At 70.1% G+C, this 16280-nt stretch carries 18 protein-coding genes and 1 tRNA gene; 3 read left to right on the top strand and 16 right to left on the bottom strand.

Annotation, left to right across the window (positions count from 1 at the left end):
- Positions 1 to 8 precede the first annotated feature (8 nt).
- The 3 genes from VFQ84_RS08135 (at position 9) to VFQ84_RS08125 (ending at position 3585) form a co-directional block, all read left to right on the top strand.
- Complete coding sequence (locus tag VFQ84_RS08135; RefSeq protein WP_325131052.1) at positions 9 to 521, top strand: Dps family protein; 513 nt, start codon at positions 9 to 11, stop codon at positions 519 to 521.
- Positions 522 to 606: 85 nt separating this feature from the next.
- Positions 607 to 2427 carry a DNA helicase RecQ gene (gene recQ, locus VFQ84_RS08130; protein ID WP_325131050.1) on the top strand — a complete coding sequence of 607 codons (1821 nt, stop codon included), beginning with the start codon at positions 607 to 609 and terminating at the stop codon, positions 2425 to 2427.
- A 114-nt stretch (positions 2428 to 2541) separates the two neighbouring features.
- Positions 2542 to 3585 carry a lipid A deacylase LpxR family protein gene (locus VFQ84_RS08125; protein ID WP_325131048.1) on the top strand — a complete coding sequence of 348 codons (1044 nt, stop codon included), beginning with the start codon at positions 2542 to 2544 and terminating at the stop codon, positions 3583 to 3585.
- 164 nt (positions 3586 to 3749) lie between these two features.
- On the opposite strand, the gene VFQ84_RS08120 is transcribed toward VFQ84_RS08125, so the two are convergent.
- The 16 genes from VFQ84_RS08120 to VFQ84_RS08045 form a co-directional block, all read right to left on the bottom strand.
- A tRNA-Lys gene (locus VFQ84_RS08120) sits at positions 3750 to 3822 on the bottom strand.
- Positions 3823 to 3873: 51 nt separating this feature from the next.
- On the bottom strand, positions 3874 to 4557 hold the full coding sequence (queC, locus tag VFQ84_RS08115) for a 7-cyano-7-deazaguanine synthase QueC (RefSeq protein WP_325131046.1): 684 nt from the start codon (positions 4555 to 4557) through the stop codon (positions 3874 to 3876).
- 186 nt (positions 4558 to 4743) lie between these two features.
- Entirely contained in the window at positions 4744 to 5400 is a 657-nt protein-coding gene (gene queE / locus VFQ84_RS08110; RefSeq protein ID WP_325131043.1) for a 7-carboxy-7-deazaguanine synthase QueE, read from the bottom strand.
- A gap of 25 nt (positions 5401 to 5425) precedes the next feature.
- On the bottom strand, positions 5426 to 6259 hold the full coding sequence (ybgF, locus tag VFQ84_RS08105; RefSeq protein ID WP_325131041.1) for a tol-pal system protein YbgF: 834 nt from the start codon (positions 6257 to 6259) through the stop codon (positions 5426 to 5428).
- Positions 6260 to 6262: 3 nt separating this feature from the next.
- Positions 6263 to 6766, bottom strand: a complete 504-nt coding sequence (gene pal, locus VFQ84_RS08100) for a peptidoglycan-associated lipoprotein Pal (RefSeq protein ID WP_325131039.1) — start codon at positions 6764 to 6766, stop codon at positions 6263 to 6265.
- A gap of 64 nt (positions 6767 to 6830) precedes the next feature.
- Positions 6831 to 8141: a Tol-Pal system beta propeller repeat protein TolB gene (gene tolB / locus VFQ84_RS08095; protein WP_325131037.1), complete on the bottom strand. Its 1311-nt coding sequence runs from the start codon at positions 8139 to 8141 to the stop codon at positions 6831 to 6833.
- The gene (locus VFQ84_RS08090; RefSeq protein ID WP_325131035.1) at positions 8138 to 9097 is read right to left on the bottom strand and encodes a protein TolA; all 960 of its coding nucleotides are present in this window, start codon (positions 9095 to 9097) and stop codon (positions 8138 to 8140) included. Before VFQ84_RS08090 ends, tolB begins: the two co-directional genes overlap by 4 nt.
- Complete coding sequence (tolR, locus tag VFQ84_RS08085; RefSeq protein ID WP_325131033.1) at positions 9087 to 9527, bottom strand: protein TolR; 441 nt, start codon at positions 9525 to 9527, stop codon at positions 9087 to 9089. Before tolR ends, VFQ84_RS08090 begins: the two co-directional genes overlap by 11 nt.
- 45 nt (positions 9528 to 9572) lie before the next feature.
- Complete coding sequence (gene tolQ / locus VFQ84_RS08080; protein ID WP_414637015.1) at positions 9573 to 10343, bottom strand: protein TolQ; 771 nt, start codon at positions 10341 to 10343, stop codon at positions 9573 to 9575.
- Between the two features lie 15 nt (positions 10344 to 10358).
- Entirely contained in the window at positions 10359 to 10760 is a 402-nt protein-coding gene (gene ybgC, locus VFQ84_RS08075) for a tol-pal system-associated acyl-CoA thioesterase (RefSeq protein WP_325131031.1), read from the bottom strand.
- On the bottom strand, positions 10757 to 11788 hold the full coding sequence (gene ruvB, locus VFQ84_RS08070) for a Holliday junction branch migration DNA helicase RuvB (protein ID WP_325131029.1): 1032 nt from the start codon (positions 11786 to 11788) through the stop codon (positions 10757 to 10759). Before ruvB ends, ybgC begins: the two co-directional genes overlap by 4 nt.
- Positions 11789 to 11834: 46 nt before the next feature.
- The gene (locus tag VFQ84_RS08065; protein WP_325131027.1) at positions 11835 to 13724 is read right to left on the bottom strand and encodes a potassium transporter Kup; all 1890 of its coding nucleotides are present in this window, start codon (positions 13722 to 13724) and stop codon (positions 11835 to 11837) included.
- Between the two features lie 29 nt (positions 13725 to 13753).
- Complete coding sequence (gene ruvA, locus VFQ84_RS08060) at positions 13754 to 14353, bottom strand: Holliday junction branch migration protein RuvA (RefSeq protein WP_325131025.1); 600 nt, start codon at positions 14351 to 14353, stop codon at positions 13754 to 13756.
- Positions 14350 to 14877: a crossover junction endodeoxyribonuclease RuvC gene (gene ruvC / locus VFQ84_RS08055; RefSeq protein ID WP_325131023.1), complete on the bottom strand. Its 528-nt coding sequence runs from the start codon at positions 14875 to 14877 to the stop codon at positions 14350 to 14352. The genes ruvA and ruvC overlap by 4 nt, the downstream gene beginning before the upstream one ends.
- Positions 14874 to 15605, bottom strand: a complete 732-nt coding sequence (locus VFQ84_RS08050; protein ID WP_325131021.1) for a YebC/PmpR family DNA-binding transcriptional regulator — start codon at positions 15603 to 15605, stop codon at positions 14874 to 14876. Before VFQ84_RS08050 ends, ruvC begins: the two co-directional genes overlap by 4 nt.
- 77 nt (positions 15606 to 15682) lie before the next feature.
- Entirely contained in the window at positions 15683 to 16264 is a 582-nt protein-coding gene (locus VFQ84_RS08045) for an esterase/lipase family protein (RefSeq protein WP_325131019.1), read from the bottom strand.
- Positions 16265 to 16280: the final 16 nt, after the last annotated feature.

Here is a 16280-nt window from a genome sequence, read left to right as displayed (position 1 = left end):
GGAAAGCCATGGCTTCCAAGAAGACCGCCGAGATCCCGTCGGGCGCGCCCCGGATCGACATCGGCATCAGCGAAAAGGACCGCAAGAAGATCGCCGGCGACCTGTCGCACTTCCTGGCCGACAGCTACACGCTCTACCTCAAGACCCACAACTTCCACTGGAACGTGACGGGGCCGATGTTCAACACCCTGCACACCATGTTCATGACCCAGTACACCGAGGAATGGACCGCCCTGGACGAGATCGCCGAGCGCATCCGCGCGCTGGGCTACATGGCCCCGGGTTCCTACGCCGAATTCGTGCAGCTCTCGAGCATCCGCGAGGAAGAGGCCCCGGGCGCGCTGGACTGGCGCGAGATGGTCCGCCAGCTGGTGGTCGGCAACGAGGCGGTGTGCCGCACCGCGCGCAAGGTCATCAAGACCGCCGACGGGGCCGGCGACGACCCGACCGTGGACCTGGCCACCCAGCGCCTGCAGGTGCACGAGAAGAACGCCTGGATGCTGCGCTCGCTGCTGGAATAAGCGCAGGCCCCGTCGGGCGGTATTCCGAGGCGGCGGCGGGCCATCCCGCCGCCGCTTTCGCGTCCGGGGCCGGTAAACTGTCGCCATGACGTCCCCCGCCCGAGAATTGCTCCGCCGCGTCTTCGGCTACGCCGAGTTCCGCGGCGAACAGGCCGCCGTGGTCGACCACCTGGTCGCCGGCAACGACTGCCTGGTGCTGATGCCCACCGGCGCGGGCAAGTCGCTGTGCTACCAGGTGCCGGCGCTGCTGCGCGAGGGCACCGGCATCGTGGTGTCGCCGCTGATCGCGCTGATGCAGGACCAGGTCGAAGCGCTGGAGCAGCTGGGCGTGCGCGCCGCGTTCCTGAACTCCTCGCTGACCGGCGAAGCCGCCGCCGCGGTCGAGGCCCGCCTGCTGGCCGGCGACCTCGACCTGCTCTACGTCGCGCCGGAGCGCCTGCTCACCGATCGTTTCCTGCGCCTGCTCGAGCGCAGCCACATCGCCCTGTTCGCGATCGACGAGGCGCACTGCGTCTCGCAGTGGGGCCACGACTTCCGGCCCGAGTACCGCGAGCTCAACCTGCTGCACGAGCGCTGGCCGCAGGTGCCGCGCATCGCCCTCACCGCCACCGCCGATGCGCCGACCCGGCGCGAGATCGCCGAGCGCCTGGGCCTGGACCAGGCACGCCAGTTCATCACGTCCTTCGACCGGCCCAACATCCGCTACCGGGTGCAGCTCAAGGACAACGCCCGGCGCCAGCTGCTCGACTTCCTGGGCGCGCACCGCGGCGATGCCGGCATCGTCTACTGCCTCTCGCGCCGCAAGGTCGAGGAAACGGCTGAATTCCTGTCCGCGCAGGGCCTGACCGCCCTGCCCTACCACGCCGGCCTCGACGCCGGCGTGCGCGCCGCCAACCAGCGCCGCTTCCTGCGCGAGGAAGGCGTCGTGATGTGCGCCACCATCGCCTTCGGCATGGGCATCGACAAGCCCGACGTGCGCTTCGTGGCCCACCTGGACCTGCCCAAGTCGCTCGAGGGTTACTACCAGGAAACCGGCCGCGCCGGCCGCGACGGCGAGCCCGCCGAAGCCTGGCTGTGCTACGGCCTGGGCGACATGGTGATGCTGCGGCAGATGATCGAGAACTCCGAGGCCGGCGAGGAGCGCCGCTGGCTCGAGCGCCGCAAGCTCGACGTGCTGCTGGGCTACTGCGAATCGACCCGCTGCCGGCGGCAGACCCTGCTGGCGGCCTTCGGCGAGGACTACCCGCGCGCCTGCGGCAACTGCGACAACTGCCTCGAGCCGCCGCGCACCTGGGACGCCACCGTGGCGGCGCAGAAGGCCCTGTCCTGCGTGTACCGCACCGGCCAGCGCTTCGGCGTCACCCACCTGGTCGACGTGCTGACCGGCGCCGACAACGCCCGCATCCGCCAGCTCGGCCACGACCAGCTCAGCACCTACGGCATCGGCGGCGAGCTCGACGCGCGGCAGTGGAAGGGCGTGTTCCGGCAGCTGGTGGCGATGGGCCTGCTGGAGGTCGATGTCGAGGGCCACGGCAGCCTGCGCCTGACCGACGCCAGCCGCCCGGTGCTCAAGGGCGGCCAGTCCGTGCACCTGCGCGAGGAATCCGTGCGCAAGCGCGAGAAGGGCGCGCGCGGGCCGCGCAGCGGCACGGCCCCGGCGCCGGTGGCGCTCGATGCCGCCGACCAGCCGCTGTTCGAGGCCCTGCGCCAGCTGCGCGCCGAACTGGCGCGGGAACAGTCGGTGCCCGCCTACGTGATCTTCCACGACGCCACCCTGCGGGCCATCGCCGAGCGCCGGCCGGCGTCGCTGGAAGCGCTGGGCCAGGTCAGCGGCGTCGGCGCGGCCAAGCTCGATCGCTACGGCGAGCAGGTGCTGGCCGCGCTGCGGGAAGCCGAGACCGCCTGACGTCCGCCACCACGGACGGCGCGCGTGGGCCGCCCACCGCCGCGTTCACCCGGCGTCCATCACCGGCGCCGCCGGGCCGGTAACATGGCGCGTCCCCCACGAAAGCCAGGCGTCATGACCCTCCGCATCCCGGCGCTCGCCGCCACTGCCCTGCTGCTCGTCCCCGCCCTCGCCCAGGCCGGCTGCCCCGCCCCCGCCGACGGCGGCGAGGACCGGTCCACCTGGCTGCTGCGCTCCGACAACGACCTCTACGGCCGCGAGCGCCAGGACCAGGGCTACACGAACGGCTTCCTGGTGACCTACGTCTCGCCCAACGTCGAGCGTTTCGACGCCGACTGCCTGCCGCTGCCCGCGCGCGCGGCCGGCCGCCTGCTGGGCTGGCTGGTCCCCGAGGGCGAACAGAACAACCTGGTGATCGGTTTCGAGCACGGCACCTACACGCCCACCGACGGCACCCGCAGCGACCGGATCACCGACGACCGGCCGTATGCCGGCGTCGCCACGATGGCGGTCACGCTCAACGCGCGGCGGGGCGACCGGCTCGGCAGCACGCGGCTGCGGCTGGGCATGGTGGGGCCGTCGGCGCAGGCCGAGCTGGGCCAGGACTCGCTGCACCAGTGGTTCGGCCGGCCGCGCTTCAAGGGCTGGGACAACCAGCTGCGCGACGAAGTCGTGGTGCAGCTGGCGCACGAGCGCGCCTGGCGCCGCGACCTCGCCACCACCGCCGGCGGCTGGCGCTGGGACGCGATCGGCCACGGCGGCGCCGCGGTCGGCAACCTGTCGTCCTACGTGAACGGCGGCGCGGAGCTGCGCTTCGGCAAGCACCTGCCCGACGACTTCGGCAGCAACCCGCTGCGCCTCGCCGGCGACAACAGCGCACCCGGCACCCGCGACGACAACGTCGACGCCATCCGCTGGCACGGCTTCATCGCCCTCGACGCCCGCTGGGTCGGCAACGACATCGTGCTCGACGGCAACACCTGGAAGGACAGCCATTCGGTCGACGCCAAGGACACCGTGGCCGACCTCGTCCTCGGCATCGCCATCACCCGTGGCCCCTGGAAGTTCACCGCCACCCACGTCCGCCGCACCCGCGAATTCGAAGGCCAGCCCGAACTCCCCACCTTCGGCACCCTGACCTTCTCCCGCGCCTTCTAAGAAAAAAGAAAAGCGAGAAGCCACGCACCGCCAAGCCCCCCTTGGTAAGGGGGGCGCGCCGACAGGCACGGGGGATTGGAAGCGAGCAGCGGGGCCCGCGATACGAGCGCGCGCAGCGCGGGAGGATCGTGGGATTCTTCAAAAGCGAGCGCTTTTGAAGAATGTGGGCCGTGATGGATTCGAACCATCGACCAAAAGATTAAAAGTCTTCTGCTCTACCAACTGAGCTAACGGCCCAACGAGGCCTGCACGCGGCCAGCCGCCGTGCAGGGCGGTGATTCTAACCCATCATGCGCGCGAGGCGTAGCGCGTGGGGTCCGGCAGGCCGGCGGCGGCGAAACCCTCGGCGCGCAGGCGGCAGGCGTCGCAGCGGCCGCAGGCGCGGCCCTCGGCGTCGGCCTGGTAGCAGGAAACCGTGCGCGAGAAGTCCACGCCCAGGCGCGCGCCCTCGCGGGCGATGTCGGCCTTGGACATCCGCATCAGGGGCGCGTGCAGGCGCAGCGCATGGCCCTCGACGCCGGCCTTGGTGGCCAGGTTGGCCAGGCGTTCGAAGGCGGCGATGAACTCGGGGCGGCAGTCCGGATAGCCGGAGTAGTCGACGGCATTGACGCCGCAGAACAGGTCATCGGCGCCCAGCACCTCGGCCCAGCCCAGCGCGATCGACAGCATGATGGTGTTGCGCGCCGGCACGTAGGTGACCGGGATGCCGGCGGCGGCGGCTTCGGGCACGGCGATGTCGGCCGTAAGCGCCGAGCCGCCGATGCTGCGCAGGTCGACGGTCACCACCTTGTGCTCGGCGCCGTGCCGCGCCGCCAGCTCGGCGGCCGCGGCCAGCTCCGAGGTATGGCGCTGGCCGTACGACACGCTGAGCGCATGGCACAGGAAACCCTGCTCCCGCGCCATCGCCAGCACTACCGCCGAGTCCATCCCGCCGGAAACCAGTACCACTGCCTTGCGTTGTTGTGTCGTCATGGCGAAAACCGGGGGTCCATAAATTGAACGCGGATCAGAGCGGATCAGGGCCGATAAAAGCGGATTCAAGAAGGTTGGAGCCAAGCCTTGGCGAGGAACGGGCGGCTGACGAAAACCAAACTAAAAATGCTCTATCCGCTTTTATCGGCTTTGATCCGCTCTGATCCGCGTTCAAATTTTAAAACATCACTTCCCCGGCGTATCGCCCCAGAGCACCTTGTGCAGCTGGAGCTGGAAGCGGACGGGCAAGCGGTCGGCGATGATCCAGTCCGCCAGCTCACGCGGCGCGAGTTCGGACTGGCTGGGCGAGAACAGCACGTCGCAGCGGCCATCGAGCGCGTGCTCGGCCACCATCGCACGCGCCCAGTCGTAGTCGGCGCGGTCGCAGATGACGAACTTGACCTGGTCGTGCGCGGTCAGCAGCGGCAGGTTCGACAGCAGGTTGCGGTGCATTTCCTTCGAGCCCGGCGTCTTGAGGTCGACCACCCGGCTCACGCGCGGGTCGACCGGGGCGATGTCGATCGCGCCGGAGGTTTCCAGCGACACCTCGTAACCGGCGTCGCACAGCGCCTCGAGCAGCTTCAGGCAGCGCTTCTGGGCCAGCGGTTCACCGCCGGTGACGCAGACGTGGCGGACACCGTGGCGGGCGACCTCGGCCAGGATGGTGTCGATTTCCCACCACTCGCCGCCGTGGAAGGCGTAGGCGGTGTCGCAGTACTGGCAGCGCAGCGGGCAGCCGGTGAGGCGGACGAAGACCGTGGGCCAGCCGACCGCGCGGGCCTCGCCCTGCACCGACAAAAAGATTTCGGTCAGGCGCAGGCGTTCGGCGGCCGTCGTTTCCATGGCGGGAGCCGGCACCGGGCCGGGATCAGCGGTTTTCGAGCGCGAGCGTGCGCAGGCGGCTTTCGGCCTTGCCGGCGGCATCGGTGCCGGCGAAACGCTCGGACACCTGGCGCAGCGAGGCCTCGCCGGCGGCGCGCTGGCCGAGGGCGATCTGGCAGTAGCCCAGCTTCAGCAGCGCGTCGGCTTCCTTGCGCGAGCCGGCGTGCTGGCCCAGCAGGGTCTGGAAGGCCTCGAGCGCGAGCTCGTAGTTCTGGGTGACGTAATAGCTTTCGCCCAGCCAGTAATAGGCGTTGGGCACCAGCGCGCTCTCGGGGTGGTCGCGCAGGAAGGCCAGGAACAGGCGCGCGGACTCGTCGGCCTCGAAGCGCTCGACCAGGGCGTCGAGCGCGGCCTGGTAGTCGGCCTCTTCGGCCGCCGGGTCGGCCGGCGCCACCTGGGGCGCGGGGCCTGCGTCGGCGGTCGCCGTCGAGGGGGCCTGGGCGGCCGGGGTAGCCGGCGCGGCGGTGGCCGCGGCGGCAGGGGTCTGGGGTGAAACAGGGGCCGCGGCGCCGCCGGATTCGAGGCGCGCGAGGCGCTCGTCGAAGTCGATGGCCTGCTGGCGGCTGACGCGCTTGAGCTGTTCGATCTCGTTCTGGAGCGTCTCGACCGTGTTGCGCAGCGACTGCACTTCCGACTGCAGCTGCACGATGCGGTTCTGGGCCTCGATGTTGCCCTGCACCGCCTGCTGGTTTTCGACGTTGGCCTTGTTCTCGAGCAGGGTGACGCGCTCGCCGAGGCTCAGGCGCTGGGCAGCGGCCGGGGTGGCGGCCACGAGGGCCGCCACCACGGTCACAACGCAAAGGATGCGCTGGCGTCCCATCGCTTACTTCGCGGTGTAGACGATTTCGACGCGACGGTTCTGCTGCCAGCAGGTCTCGCTGGTCTCGCCGCAGGTCGGACGCTCTTCGCCGTACGAGACGACGGTGAGCTGGCCGGCCGAACCACCCGCACCCTGCAGGGCGCCGGAGACGGCGTTGCCGCGGCGCTCGCCGAGGCCCAGGTTGTACTCACGGGTACCGCGCTCGTCGGCATTGCCCTCGAGGGTGATGCGCGACTCCGGACGGTCGTTCAGGTACTTGGCGTGGCAAGCCATGATGGCCTGGAACTCCGGACGCAGGGTGTCCTGGTCGAAATCGAAGTACACGGTGCGCTGGCGCAGGCACGAGTCGGTGTCGAGGTCGGCCGGGGTGTAACGGCCATCGGACACCGGCTGGGTCACGGCCGGGGTCTCGGTGACGACTTCGTCCTTGACTTCGGTCTTCTTGGTGCAGGCAGCCAGCGCCACGGTGATGGAAGCGGCGAGCAGCACGCGGGTGGTCATGTTCATTGGGAAAGCCTCTTATTATTCGGATGCAGGGGTAGTAGCTTGCTGTTTTTTGGCCCGTCCTAACTTATCTCTGCCTGAACGGTGACCAGGCGGGCTCCCGGACGTCACCATCGGCCAACACCAAACGCTGTCGCACACTGCCGTCCGCGGACACTGCGAACAGCACTCCGCGCCTACCTTCCTTGGTTGCGTAAAGCAGCATGTTGGCGTTCGGGGCAAAACTGGGCGACTCGTCGAGGTTGCCCGGCGACAGTGTCTGCCAACGCCCTGCCCCACCAAAACTGCGGTCGAGAACGGCGATACGATAAACGTTTCCGCTGCCCTGCGCCATAGCTATCTTCTTGCCGTCAAAGGAAATACTGGCCTTTGCGTTGGAGTCGCCCTGGAAGCTGAGACGGGTCGCCTCGCCCCCCGTGGCGGGCACCTGGTAGAGCTGCGGCTTGCCGGCCCGGTCCGAGGTGAAGACCAGGCTCTGGCCGTCGGCCGACCAGACCGCCTCGGTGTCGATGCCGTAGTGGCGGGTGATCTGGGTCAGCTGCTTGCTGGCCAGGTCCATCACGTAGATCTCGGGGTTGCCGGTCCGGGACAGGGTCAGGGCCAGGCGGCGGCCGTCCGGGGAGAAGGACGGGGCGCCGTTGATGCCCTTGAAGCTGGCCAGCACCTCGCGGGCGCCGGTGGTGATTTCCTGGACGTAGATGGTGGAGTTGCCGCGCTCGAAGCTGACATAGGCCAGCTTGCGGCCGTCCGGGCTCCAGGACGGCGACAGCAGCGGCTCGCGCGACTTCACCACGGTCTGGGGGTTGAAGCCGTCCGAATCGGCGATCATCAGCGCGTACTGGGTGTTGCCGCCCAGGCCGTTGGCGGTGACGTAGGCGATGCGGGTCCAGAAGGCGCCGCGGACGCCGAGGACCTTCTCGTACACCTGGTCGGCGATCTGGTGCGCCACGTCGCGCATGCCGCGGGCGCGGCCGCCGACGGCCAGGCCGAGCATGCGCTCCTGCTTGGCGACGTCGTACAGCTCGTACTCGACCCGGTAGCCGCCGTCGGTGTTGTCCAGCACCCGGCCGACGACGATGAAGTCCTGCTTGAGCACGCGCCAGGTCGGGAACTTGATCTCGCTGCCGCGGATCGGCTTCTCGATCACGTCCTGCTCGGACAGCGCGTTGAACTGGCCGGAACGGTTGAGGTCGGCGCGGATGACCGCGGCGATATCGGTGTCGGGCGCCACGCTGGTGCCCAGGTAGGGCATCGGCACGACGGTGATGGGCAGGGCGCCGTCGCGGCCCTGCGCGATGCCGATGTCCAGGCCCTGGGCCTGGGCGAGTCCGACGGGCAGCAGCAGCGCGAGCGCCAGGAAGGTCAGTAAGCGTCTCATCGTGGGCAGGCCTCTTGGGGGTAGCAGAAAGTCAGGTCGATCTGGCGTTGGAACACGGTCTCGAAGCCGTCGTAGGGCATCGGCGAGCGGCGCAGGGCGCGCTCCACCGACTCCCGCGCCTGGGCATCGAAGGGGCAGGACAGGAAGCTGATGTCGATCACTTCACCGCCGCGGATCTGGGTGAAGCGAACCTTGCAGGCCGTGCGCTCGGGCGACAGCGAGCGGTTCCAGTTCATCTCGGCGGTCTGGAGCATGGCCAGCGCGTACTTCGCCTTGAGGTCGGTGTCGACGCCGTTGTTGCCGCCGGCGGGCTGGGCCGGGGCCGGGCTGGGCGCCGGGGCCGCCTCGCGGTCGGCCAGCTGGCGCAGGCGCTGCTCTTCCATCTTGGTGCGGCGCTCGGCCTCCGCGCGCTGCTGGCGGATCTCGGCCAGCTGGGCCAGCTGCTGCTCGCGCAGGCGCTGGCGGCGCTCGGCCTCCTCCTGCTTGCGCTCGCGCTCGGTCAGGTCGATCTGTTCCTGGCGGCGCTTGGCCTCCTGCTCCTCGCGCTCCTTGGCTTGCTCCTGTTCCAGGGCCAGCCGGGCGACCGCGTCCTGGTCGACCGGCGACGGCTCCGGGATGCGCTCCTGCGGGGCCTGCTGGATCTCCTCGGGCGCGTCCTGCGGGCGGGGCGCCGGCAGCGGCTGCGGCGGCGGCGCGGCTTCCACCGGCGCCGGCGGCGTCGGCTCGGGCTTGGGCGCCTCGGCGGCGGTCCGCTCGGCGGCCACCACGTCGGACGGCGACACGACCAGCGACGCCTCGACCACCGGGCCGGCGACCGAGATCACCTGCGGCGCCGGCTGCCACCAGCCGGCGACGACCAGCACCACCACCAGGGCCACGTGCATGGCGATCGCCATGCCGACCGACGCCAGGGTGTCGTCGTGGTCCTTGTTGAGGCGGAGGGTGTCAGCGTCCATTTTCCGGCGGCTGTCCCATCAGGCCCACGCGCGGCACGCCGGCCTGCTGCAGCAGCACCATGGTGTCGAAGACGGTCGAGTAATCGGCGTCGCGGGCGCCGGCGACGAACACCGGCACGTCCGGATTGGCGCGCACGAAGGCGGCGACCTTGGCCTGCAGTTCGGTGCCGTCGATCGGCTCGTTGGCGCCGCCCTCGAGCTTGAGCGTGTAGGCGCCGTCGGCGGTGACCGAGACGATCACCGGCTCCTTCTGCTGCTCGATCGGCTTGGCGCGCGCCTGCGGCAGCTCCACGTCGACGCCGAGGCTGAGCAGGGGCGCGGTGACCATGAAGATGATCAGGAGCACCAGCATCACGTCGATGTAAGGCACGACGTTGATGTCGGCCTTGAGCTTGCGGCGCTTGCGGTGGCGGGTGATGGTGGCGGACATGGCGTCAGCTCTCAACGTGTGGTCGACGGAAACGGGGTTGGCCGCTTATTCCTCGACGTGGGACTGGCGCTGCAGGATCGAGGAGAACTCCTCGGCGAAGGATTCGTAGCGCACCGACAGGCGCTCGACCTTGGTGGCGAAGCGGTTGTAGGCCCAGACCGCCGGGATCGCCACGAACAGGCCGATGGCGGTGGCGAACAGGGCCTCGGAGATACCCGGCGCGACGGCGGCGATCGAGGCGCTCTGCTGGGTCGACAGGCCGTGCATGGTCACCATGATGCCGAACACGGTGCCGACCAGGCCGACGTAGGGCGCGGTGGAGCCGATGTTGGCCAGCAGCTCAAGGTTGTGCTCGAGGCGGTCGACTTCACGCGCGTAGGTCGCCCGCATGGCGCGCTGGGCGCCCTCGAGCTGGGTGCGCGAATCCAGGCCCTTCTTCTGGCGCAGGCGTGCGTACTCGCGGAAGCCGGCCTCGAAGATCGCCTCCAGGCCCGAGACGATGCGGTTGCGGTCGGTGGCCGAGCGGTAGAGCTGGGTCAGGTCGACGCCGGACCAGAAGCGGGCCTCGAACTCGTCGGCATCGTCGGCGGCGCGGCCGTAGACGCGGTTCTTGCGGAAGATGATGACCCAGCTCAGCACCGAGCCCAGCAGCAGCATCAGCACGATGACCTGCACCGGCCAGCTGGCGTGCAGCATCAGCGCGAGGTAGTCGATGCCGCCGCCTGCCGTCGCGACGTCCGCCGCGGCGGGCAACGCCTCGGTCGGGAGCTCGGTCACCGGGGCGGCGGCGAGGATCAGGGCGTTGGGGTGCGGCATCGGGCGAACTCCGGGTTACGTGGAATCCACGGCCAGCCAGTCGGGCAGGCCACGTGGGCGGAAACTGGAGGCCACCAGGCAGGCCACGCGAACCGTCGCGCGGACCAGGGCCTGGTCGCCCCGGGTTATCACCTGCTCGATCAGCAGGCTGGCGTTGCGCCGCTCGGTGACGACGACGCTGGCGAGCAGTTCGTCGTCGAGCCGGGCGGGTTGGTGGAAATCGAGCTGCATTGCGCGGACCACCAGCACCAGGTCCTGGCTTTCGCGCAGGTCCTGCTGCCCCATTCCCAGGGTCCGGAGCCATTCGGTCCGGGCCCGTTCGAGGAATCGCACGTAGCTGGCGTGGTAGACCACCCCACCAGCGTCGGTATCCTCCCAGTAAACCCTTATCGGGAAGCTGAACGGCGCGCCGCTCATGGCTCGAACAGGTCGGGGGGCGCGGGTTTGCGGGGCGGCTTCAGGCCCAGGTGCGTGTAGGCCCGGTGGGTGACCATGCGCCCGCGGGCGCTGCGGACCAGGTAGCCCTGCTGGATCAGGTAGGGCTCGATGACGTCCTCGAGGGTGCCGCGCTCCTCGCTCAGGGCGGCGGCCAGGGACTCGACGCCGACCGGGCCGCCCTCGAAGTTCTCGATGATCATCGACAGCATGCGGCGGTCGAGGGTGTCGAAGCCCTCGGCGTCCACCTTCAGCATGGCCAGGGCCTCGTCGGCCACCGGGCGGGTGATGGTGCCGCCGGCCCGGACCTGGGCGAAGTCGCGCACCCGGCGCAGCAGGCGGTTGGCGATGCGCGGCGTGCCGCGGGCGCGGCGGGCGATCTCGCCGGCGCCGTCCGGGGCGCATTCGATGCCCAGGATCGTGGCCGAGCGGCGGACGATGCGGGTCAGCTCCTCGGCGCTGTAGAACTCCAGCCGCTGGACGATGCCGAAGCGGTCGCGCAGGGGGGCGGTGAGCAGGCCGGCGCGGGTGGTGGCGCCGATCAGGGTGAAGGGCGGCAGGTCGAGCTTGATCGAGCGGGCCGCGGGGCCTTCGCCGATCATGATGTCGATCTGGTAGTCCTCCATGGCCGGGTACAGCACTTCCTCGACCACGGGCGAGAGGCGGTGGATCTCGTCGACGAACAGCACGTCGTGCGGCTGCAGGTTGGTCAGCAGCGCGGCCAGGTCGCCGGCGCGCTCGATCACCGGGCCCGAGGTGGTGCGCAGGTTCACGCCCAGCTCGTTGGCGATGACGTGGCTCAGCGTGGTCTTGCCCAGGCCCGGCGGCCCGAAGATGAGCACGTGGTCCATGGCCTCGCCGCGGCCCTTGGCGGCCTCGATGGCGATCTTGAGCTGTTCGCGGACGGGCTGCTGGCCCAGGTAGTCATCCAGCCGCTTGGGCCGGATGCTGGCCTCGGCCAGGTCGTCTTCGCGGGTGGCGCCGGGGGCGATGACGCGGGTGTCTTCCATGGCGACCGATTATGGCAGGGAATCCGCCGCTTTCCGCGCAGCGCGGTCAAATCACGACCTGGGTCCCGAGCTCGACCAGGCGGTTGCCGGGGATGTGGAAGAACTCGGTCGCCGGCGTGGCGTTGCGCGCCATGAACAGGAACAACTTGCCCCGCCAGAGCGCCATGCCCTGCCCCGGCCGGGCGGTCAGCGACTCGCGGCTGGCGAAGTAGGTCGTTTCCATCAGCTCGAACGGCGCGCCGGGGATCTGCCACTGCCGCAGCGCCCGCGGCACGTCCGGGTCCTCGAGGTAGCCAAAGCGCAGCGTCAGCCGGCTGAACCCGTGGCCCAGGTCGATGCAGACCACCCGTTCGGCCGGCTCGGCGCGGGGGACCCCCAGGATCTCCACGCTCAGCAGCACGTTGCGCTGGTGCAGCACCTTGTTGTGCTTGAGGTTGTGCAGCATCGCCGGCGGCATGAACTGGTTCGACGGCGTCAGGAACACCGCGGTGCCGGGCACCCGCAGCGGCGGATGCGCCACCAGGTTGCCCACGAACTGTTCGATACGCAGGTTGTCGCGATCGGTGACCTTGCGCAGCAGTTCGCGGCCGCGGCGCCAGCTCCGCATCATCGCGAAGGCCACCACGCCCAGCGCCAGCGGGAACCAGGCGCCCTCGACGAACTTGATCACGTTGGCCGAGAAGAACGCCGCCTCGATCACCATGAACAGCATCGCCAGCGGCCACACCTGCCACCCCGGCAGGCGCCAGCGCACGCGCGCCAGGATCACCAGCAGCATCGTGCTGATCAGCATCGTGCCGGTGACGGACACGCCGTAGGCGATGGCGAGCTGGCTGGAACTGCCGAAGCCCAGCACCACCGCCACGACGGCGATGAGCATGCCCCGGTTCACCAGGGGGATGAAGATCTGGCCTTCGGTGCGATCGGAGGTATGCACGATGGCCATGCGCGGCAGATAGCCCAGCTGGATGGCCTGGCGCACCACCGAGAAGGTGCCCGAGATCAGGGCCTGCGACGCGATCACCGTCGCGGCGGTGGCCAGCATGATCACCGGGTAGAGCGCCCAGCCCGGCACCAGTTCATAGAACGGATTGGCCACCTGGCCGGGATGGGACAGGATGAAGGCGCCCTGCCCGAAGTAGTTCAGCAGCAGCGCCGGCAGCACCACGCACCACCAGGCCAGCCGGATCGGGAACCGCCCGAAATGGCCCATGTCGGCATACAGCGCCTCGCCGCCGGTCACCGCCAGCACCACCGCGCCCAGCGCCAGCCAGGCCAGCACGCCATGCTCGAGGAAGAAGCGCGCGGCCCAGGCCGGATTGACGGCCTGCAGCACAGCCGGGTTCTGGACGATTTCCACCAGGCCCAGCAAGGCCAGCACCGCGAACCAGAGGCAGGTGATGGGCCCGAAGATGCGCCCGACCCGCTCGGTGCCGTGCTTCTGCATCGCGAACAGCGCCACCAGCACGGCCAGCGTGATCGGCAGCACCAGGTGCCCGAGTTCCGGCGCCGCCACCTCCAGCCCCTCGACCGCCGACAGGACCGAGATCGCCGGGGTGATCACGCCATCACCGAAGAACAGCGCCGTGCCGAAGATGCCCAGGATGCCGACCGTGTACGACAGCGGCGCGGCCACCGGCAGGCTGCGCTGCACCAGCGCGGTGAGCGCCAGGATGCCGCCCTCGCCACGGTTGTCGGCGCGCATCAGCAGGGCGACATACTTGAGCGACACCACCAGCAGCAGCGACCACAGGACCAGCGACAGGACGCCGAGCACGTTCGCCGGATTGGCCTCGATGCCATAGTGCGGGCCAAACGCCTCCTTGAGCGTGTAAAGCGGGCTGGTGCCGATGTCGCCGAAGACGACGCCGACCGCACCGACCACCAGGGGCCAGGTGCGGGGCGTCGGGGAGCCCTCGTGGGATGGGTGGGTCATGGCGGGCCCCGTGGGCAAGGACTGCGGCGTCAGCCGCGGAGCATGGAGCGCAGGGCCTTGCGGATGATGTCCTCGGCGCTGTCGCCGGGCTCGGCCTGCTTGAGCATGCGCTGGACCTCGGCCGGCTTGTAGCCGAGCTGGGTCAGGGCCACCGAGGCTTCGGTGACCGGGTCGGCCGGGATGGCGCCGCCCTTGCCCGCCAGCACGGTGGCGGCGCCGCCGGCGAAGTCGGCGGCGCGGTCGCGCAGTTCGACCACCATGCGCTCGGCGGTCTTCTTGCCGATGCCGGGGATGCGGCACAGCGCGGTGATGTCGCCCGACTGCACCAGCCGCGCGAAGTCATCGACGCTGGCGCCCGACAGCACCGCCAGCGCGATCTTGGCGCCGACGCCGGTCACCTTCTGCACTTCGCGGAACAGCCGGCGCTCGGCCTCGGTGAGGAAGCCGAACAGCGCCACGCCGTCTTCCTTCACCGCGTAGTGGGTGAACAGCGTGACCTCGCGGCCCACGTCCGGCAGGTCGTAGAAGGTGCTCATCGGCGCCGAGAGCTCGTAGCCCACCCCGCCCACGTCGACCATCAGCGCCGGCGGCGCCTTGTACACGAGCAGTCCCTTCAGGCGGCCGATCATCGACGTCTCCGGAGCAGTGCGCTGGCCAGGCCGGTGCGGCCGGCGGTGGCGCTGGTGTGGGCGTGGGTGAGCGCGACGGCCAGGGCATCGGCGGCGTCGGCCTGCAGCTTCTTGTCGCCCAGGTTCAGCAGCAGGCGGACCATGTGCTGGACCTGGGTCTTGTCGGCGGCGCCGCTGCCGACCAGCGACTGCTTGATCAGGCGCGGGGCGTATTCGCTGACCGACAGGCCGCGCCTGACCACGGTGGCGATGGCGGCGCCGCGCGCATGGCCCAGCTTCAGGGCCGAGGTGGCGGACTTGTCCATGAACACCGATTCGATCGCCACGACCGTCGGCGACCAGGTCTCCAGCACTTCCTCGAGGTCGAACACCAGCTTGCCCAGCCGCGCCGGGAAATCCTCGGTGTCCACCAGCAGGTTCAGCGCCTGGCAGTGCACGTAGGCGCACTTGCCCGTGGCGTCGACGTCGATCAGGCCGATGCCGGTGCGCTGCGAGCCCGGGTCGATGCCGAGGATGCGGGTCACGAGTAGGCGACGTCGCCCAGGTCGGCGTTGGAGTAGACGCTCTGCACGTCGTCCAGGTCCTCGAGCATGTCGAGCATCTTCTTGACCTGCAGGGCCACGTCGCCTTCGACCTTGATGTCGTTCTCGGCGCGCATCGTCACCTCGGCCTCGAGCGGCGTGAAGCCGGCCGCCGCCATCGCCGCCTTCACGGCCTCGAAGGACTCGGGCGCGCACAGCACCTCGACCAGGCCGTCGTCCGGGAACGACTGCACGTCGTCGGCGCCGGCCTCGATGGCCGCCTCGGTGATCGCGTCCTCGCTGCTGCCGGGCCCGAAGCTGAGCACGCCCAGCTTCTTGAACAGGAAGGCCACCGAGCCGTCGGTGCCGAGGTTGCCGCCGCACTTGTTGAAGGCGTGGCGGACGTCGGCCACGGTGCGCACCTTGTTGTCGGTGAGGCAGTCGACGATCACCGCGACGCCGCCGGGCGCGTAGCCCTCGTAACGGATCTCTTCGTAGCTGACGCCCTCGAGCTCGCCGGTCGCCTTCTTGATGGCGCGCTCGATCACGTCGCGCGACATGTTCACGGCCAGGCCCTTGTCGACGGCCGTGCGCAGGCGCGGGTTGCCCTTGGGGTCACCGCCGCCGAGGCGGGCCGCGGTGGAAATCTCGCGGATGATCTTGGTGAAGACCTTGCCGCGCTTGGCGTCCTGGGCGTTCTTGCGCCCTTCGATGGCCATCAGTCTGCCCATGGAACCCAACCCCTCGATGCAATGCGGTGATTTCGATGCGGTGATTATAGGGCCGGCGCGGCGCCGGCAGGCCGGGCTCAGGCGGGAAAGCGGCCGTCGGACAGGAATCCGGCGACCTGCGCCGCCACTTCGGCCGAGAAGATCATCCCGGTGTGGCTGACCGGCAGCACGCGGTGGTCGGCCAGGTTCGGCAGCCGGGTCTCCCAGACCGCCACGGTGCCGTCGTTGGGCCCGTCGAAGCCGCCGAACAGCTTGCCCAGCCCGGTCGCCCGGGCGCCGGCCACGACGCCGACTTCGCGGCCGCCCGGCAGCGTGTAGAGCCCACTCTTGAGCAGCCGGGCGCTGCGGCCCAGCAGGCCGCCGAGGTGGTGGCGGGCCATCCCGCGGGCGGCGCCGCTGCCGGCCAGGGGCGACCCCAGGCAGACGATGCGGCCCGGCGGCAGGCCGGCCCAGCTCGAGGCGGTTTCCAGCGCCACCAGGCCGCCCAGGCTGTGGCCGACCAGGTGCACCGGGCCGTCGCGGCGTGCCAGCAGCCGCGCGGCCAGCCGGTCGACCGAAGGCGCCGGCCCCTTCAGCAGGCTGGCGTAGTCGAACACCTCGGTGCTGAAGCCGCGGGCGCGCAGTCGACGCGCCAGCGGCAGCATGGTCAGGCCCCGCATCCACACGCCGTGGAGC

The sequence above is a fragment of the Arenimonas sp. genome, assembly GCF_035721105.1.
Taxonomy (GTDB): domain Bacteria; phylum Pseudomonadota; class Gammaproteobacteria; order Xanthomonadales; family Xanthomonadaceae; genus Arenimonas.
Note: the sequence above shows the minus strand (reverse complement) of the source record. Positions and strands in the feature narration are given on the sequence as shown.

Coding starts and splice junctions, on each gene's coding strand:
- VFQ84_RS08135 (WP_325131052.1), top strand. CDS start 9: ATGGCTTCCAAGAAGACCGCCGAGATCCCGTCGGGCGCGCCCCGGATC.
- recQ (WP_325131050.1), top strand. CDS start 607: ATGACGTCCCCCGCCCGAGAATTGCTCCGCCGCGTCTTCGGCTACGCC.
- VFQ84_RS08125 (WP_325131048.1), top strand. CDS start 2,542: ATGACCCTCCGCATCCCGGCGCTCGCCGCCACTGCCCTGCTGCTCGTC.
- queC (WP_325131046.1), bottom strand. CDS start 4,557: ATGACGACACAACAACGCAAGGCAGTGGTACTGGTTTCCGGCGGGATG.
- queE (WP_325131043.1), bottom strand. CDS start 5,400: ATGGAAACGACGGCCGCCGAACGCCTGCGCCTGACCGAAATCTTTTTG.
- ybgF (WP_325131041.1), bottom strand. CDS start 6,259: ATGGGACGCCAGCGCATCCTTTGCGTTGTGACCGTGGTGGCGGCCCTC.
- pal (WP_325131039.1), bottom strand. CDS start 6,766: ATGAACATGACCACCCGCGTGCTGCTCGCCGCTTCCATCACCGTGGCG.
- tolB (WP_325131037.1), bottom strand. CDS start 8,141: ATGAGACGCTTACTGACCTTCCTGGCGCTCGCGCTGCTGCTGCCCGTC.
- VFQ84_RS08090 (WP_325131035.1), bottom strand. CDS start 9,097: ATGGACGCTGACACCCTCCGCCTCAACAAGGACCACGACGACACCCTG.
- tolR (WP_325131033.1), bottom strand. CDS start 9,527: ATGTCCGCCACCATCACCCGCCACCGCAAGCGCCGCAAGCTCAAGGCC.
- tolQ (WP_414637015.1), bottom strand. CDS start 10,343: ATGCCGCACCCCAACGCCCTGATCCTCGCCGCCGCCCCGGTGACCGAG.
- ybgC (WP_325131031.1), bottom strand. CDS start 10,760: ATGAGCGGCGCGCCGTTCAGCTTCCCGATAAGGGTTTACTGGGAGGAT.
- ruvB (WP_325131029.1), bottom strand. CDS start 11,788: ATGGAAGACACCCGCGTCATCGCCCCCGGCGCCACCCGCGAAGACGAC.
- VFQ84_RS08065 (WP_325131027.1), bottom strand. CDS start 13,724: ATGACCCACCCATCCCACGAGGGCTCCCCGACGCCCCGCACCTGGCCC.
- ruvA (WP_325131025.1), bottom strand. CDS start 14,353: ATGATCGGCCGCCTGAAGGGACTGCTCGTGTACAAGGCGCCGCCGGCG.
- VFQ84_RS08050 (WP_325131021.1), bottom strand. CDS start 15,605: ATGGGCAGACTGATGGCCATCGAAGGGCGCAAGAACGCCCAGGACGCC.
- VFQ84_RS08045 (WP_325131019.1), bottom strand. CDS start 16,264: ATGCGGGGCCTGACCATGCTGCCGCTGGCGCGTCGACTGCGCGCCCGC.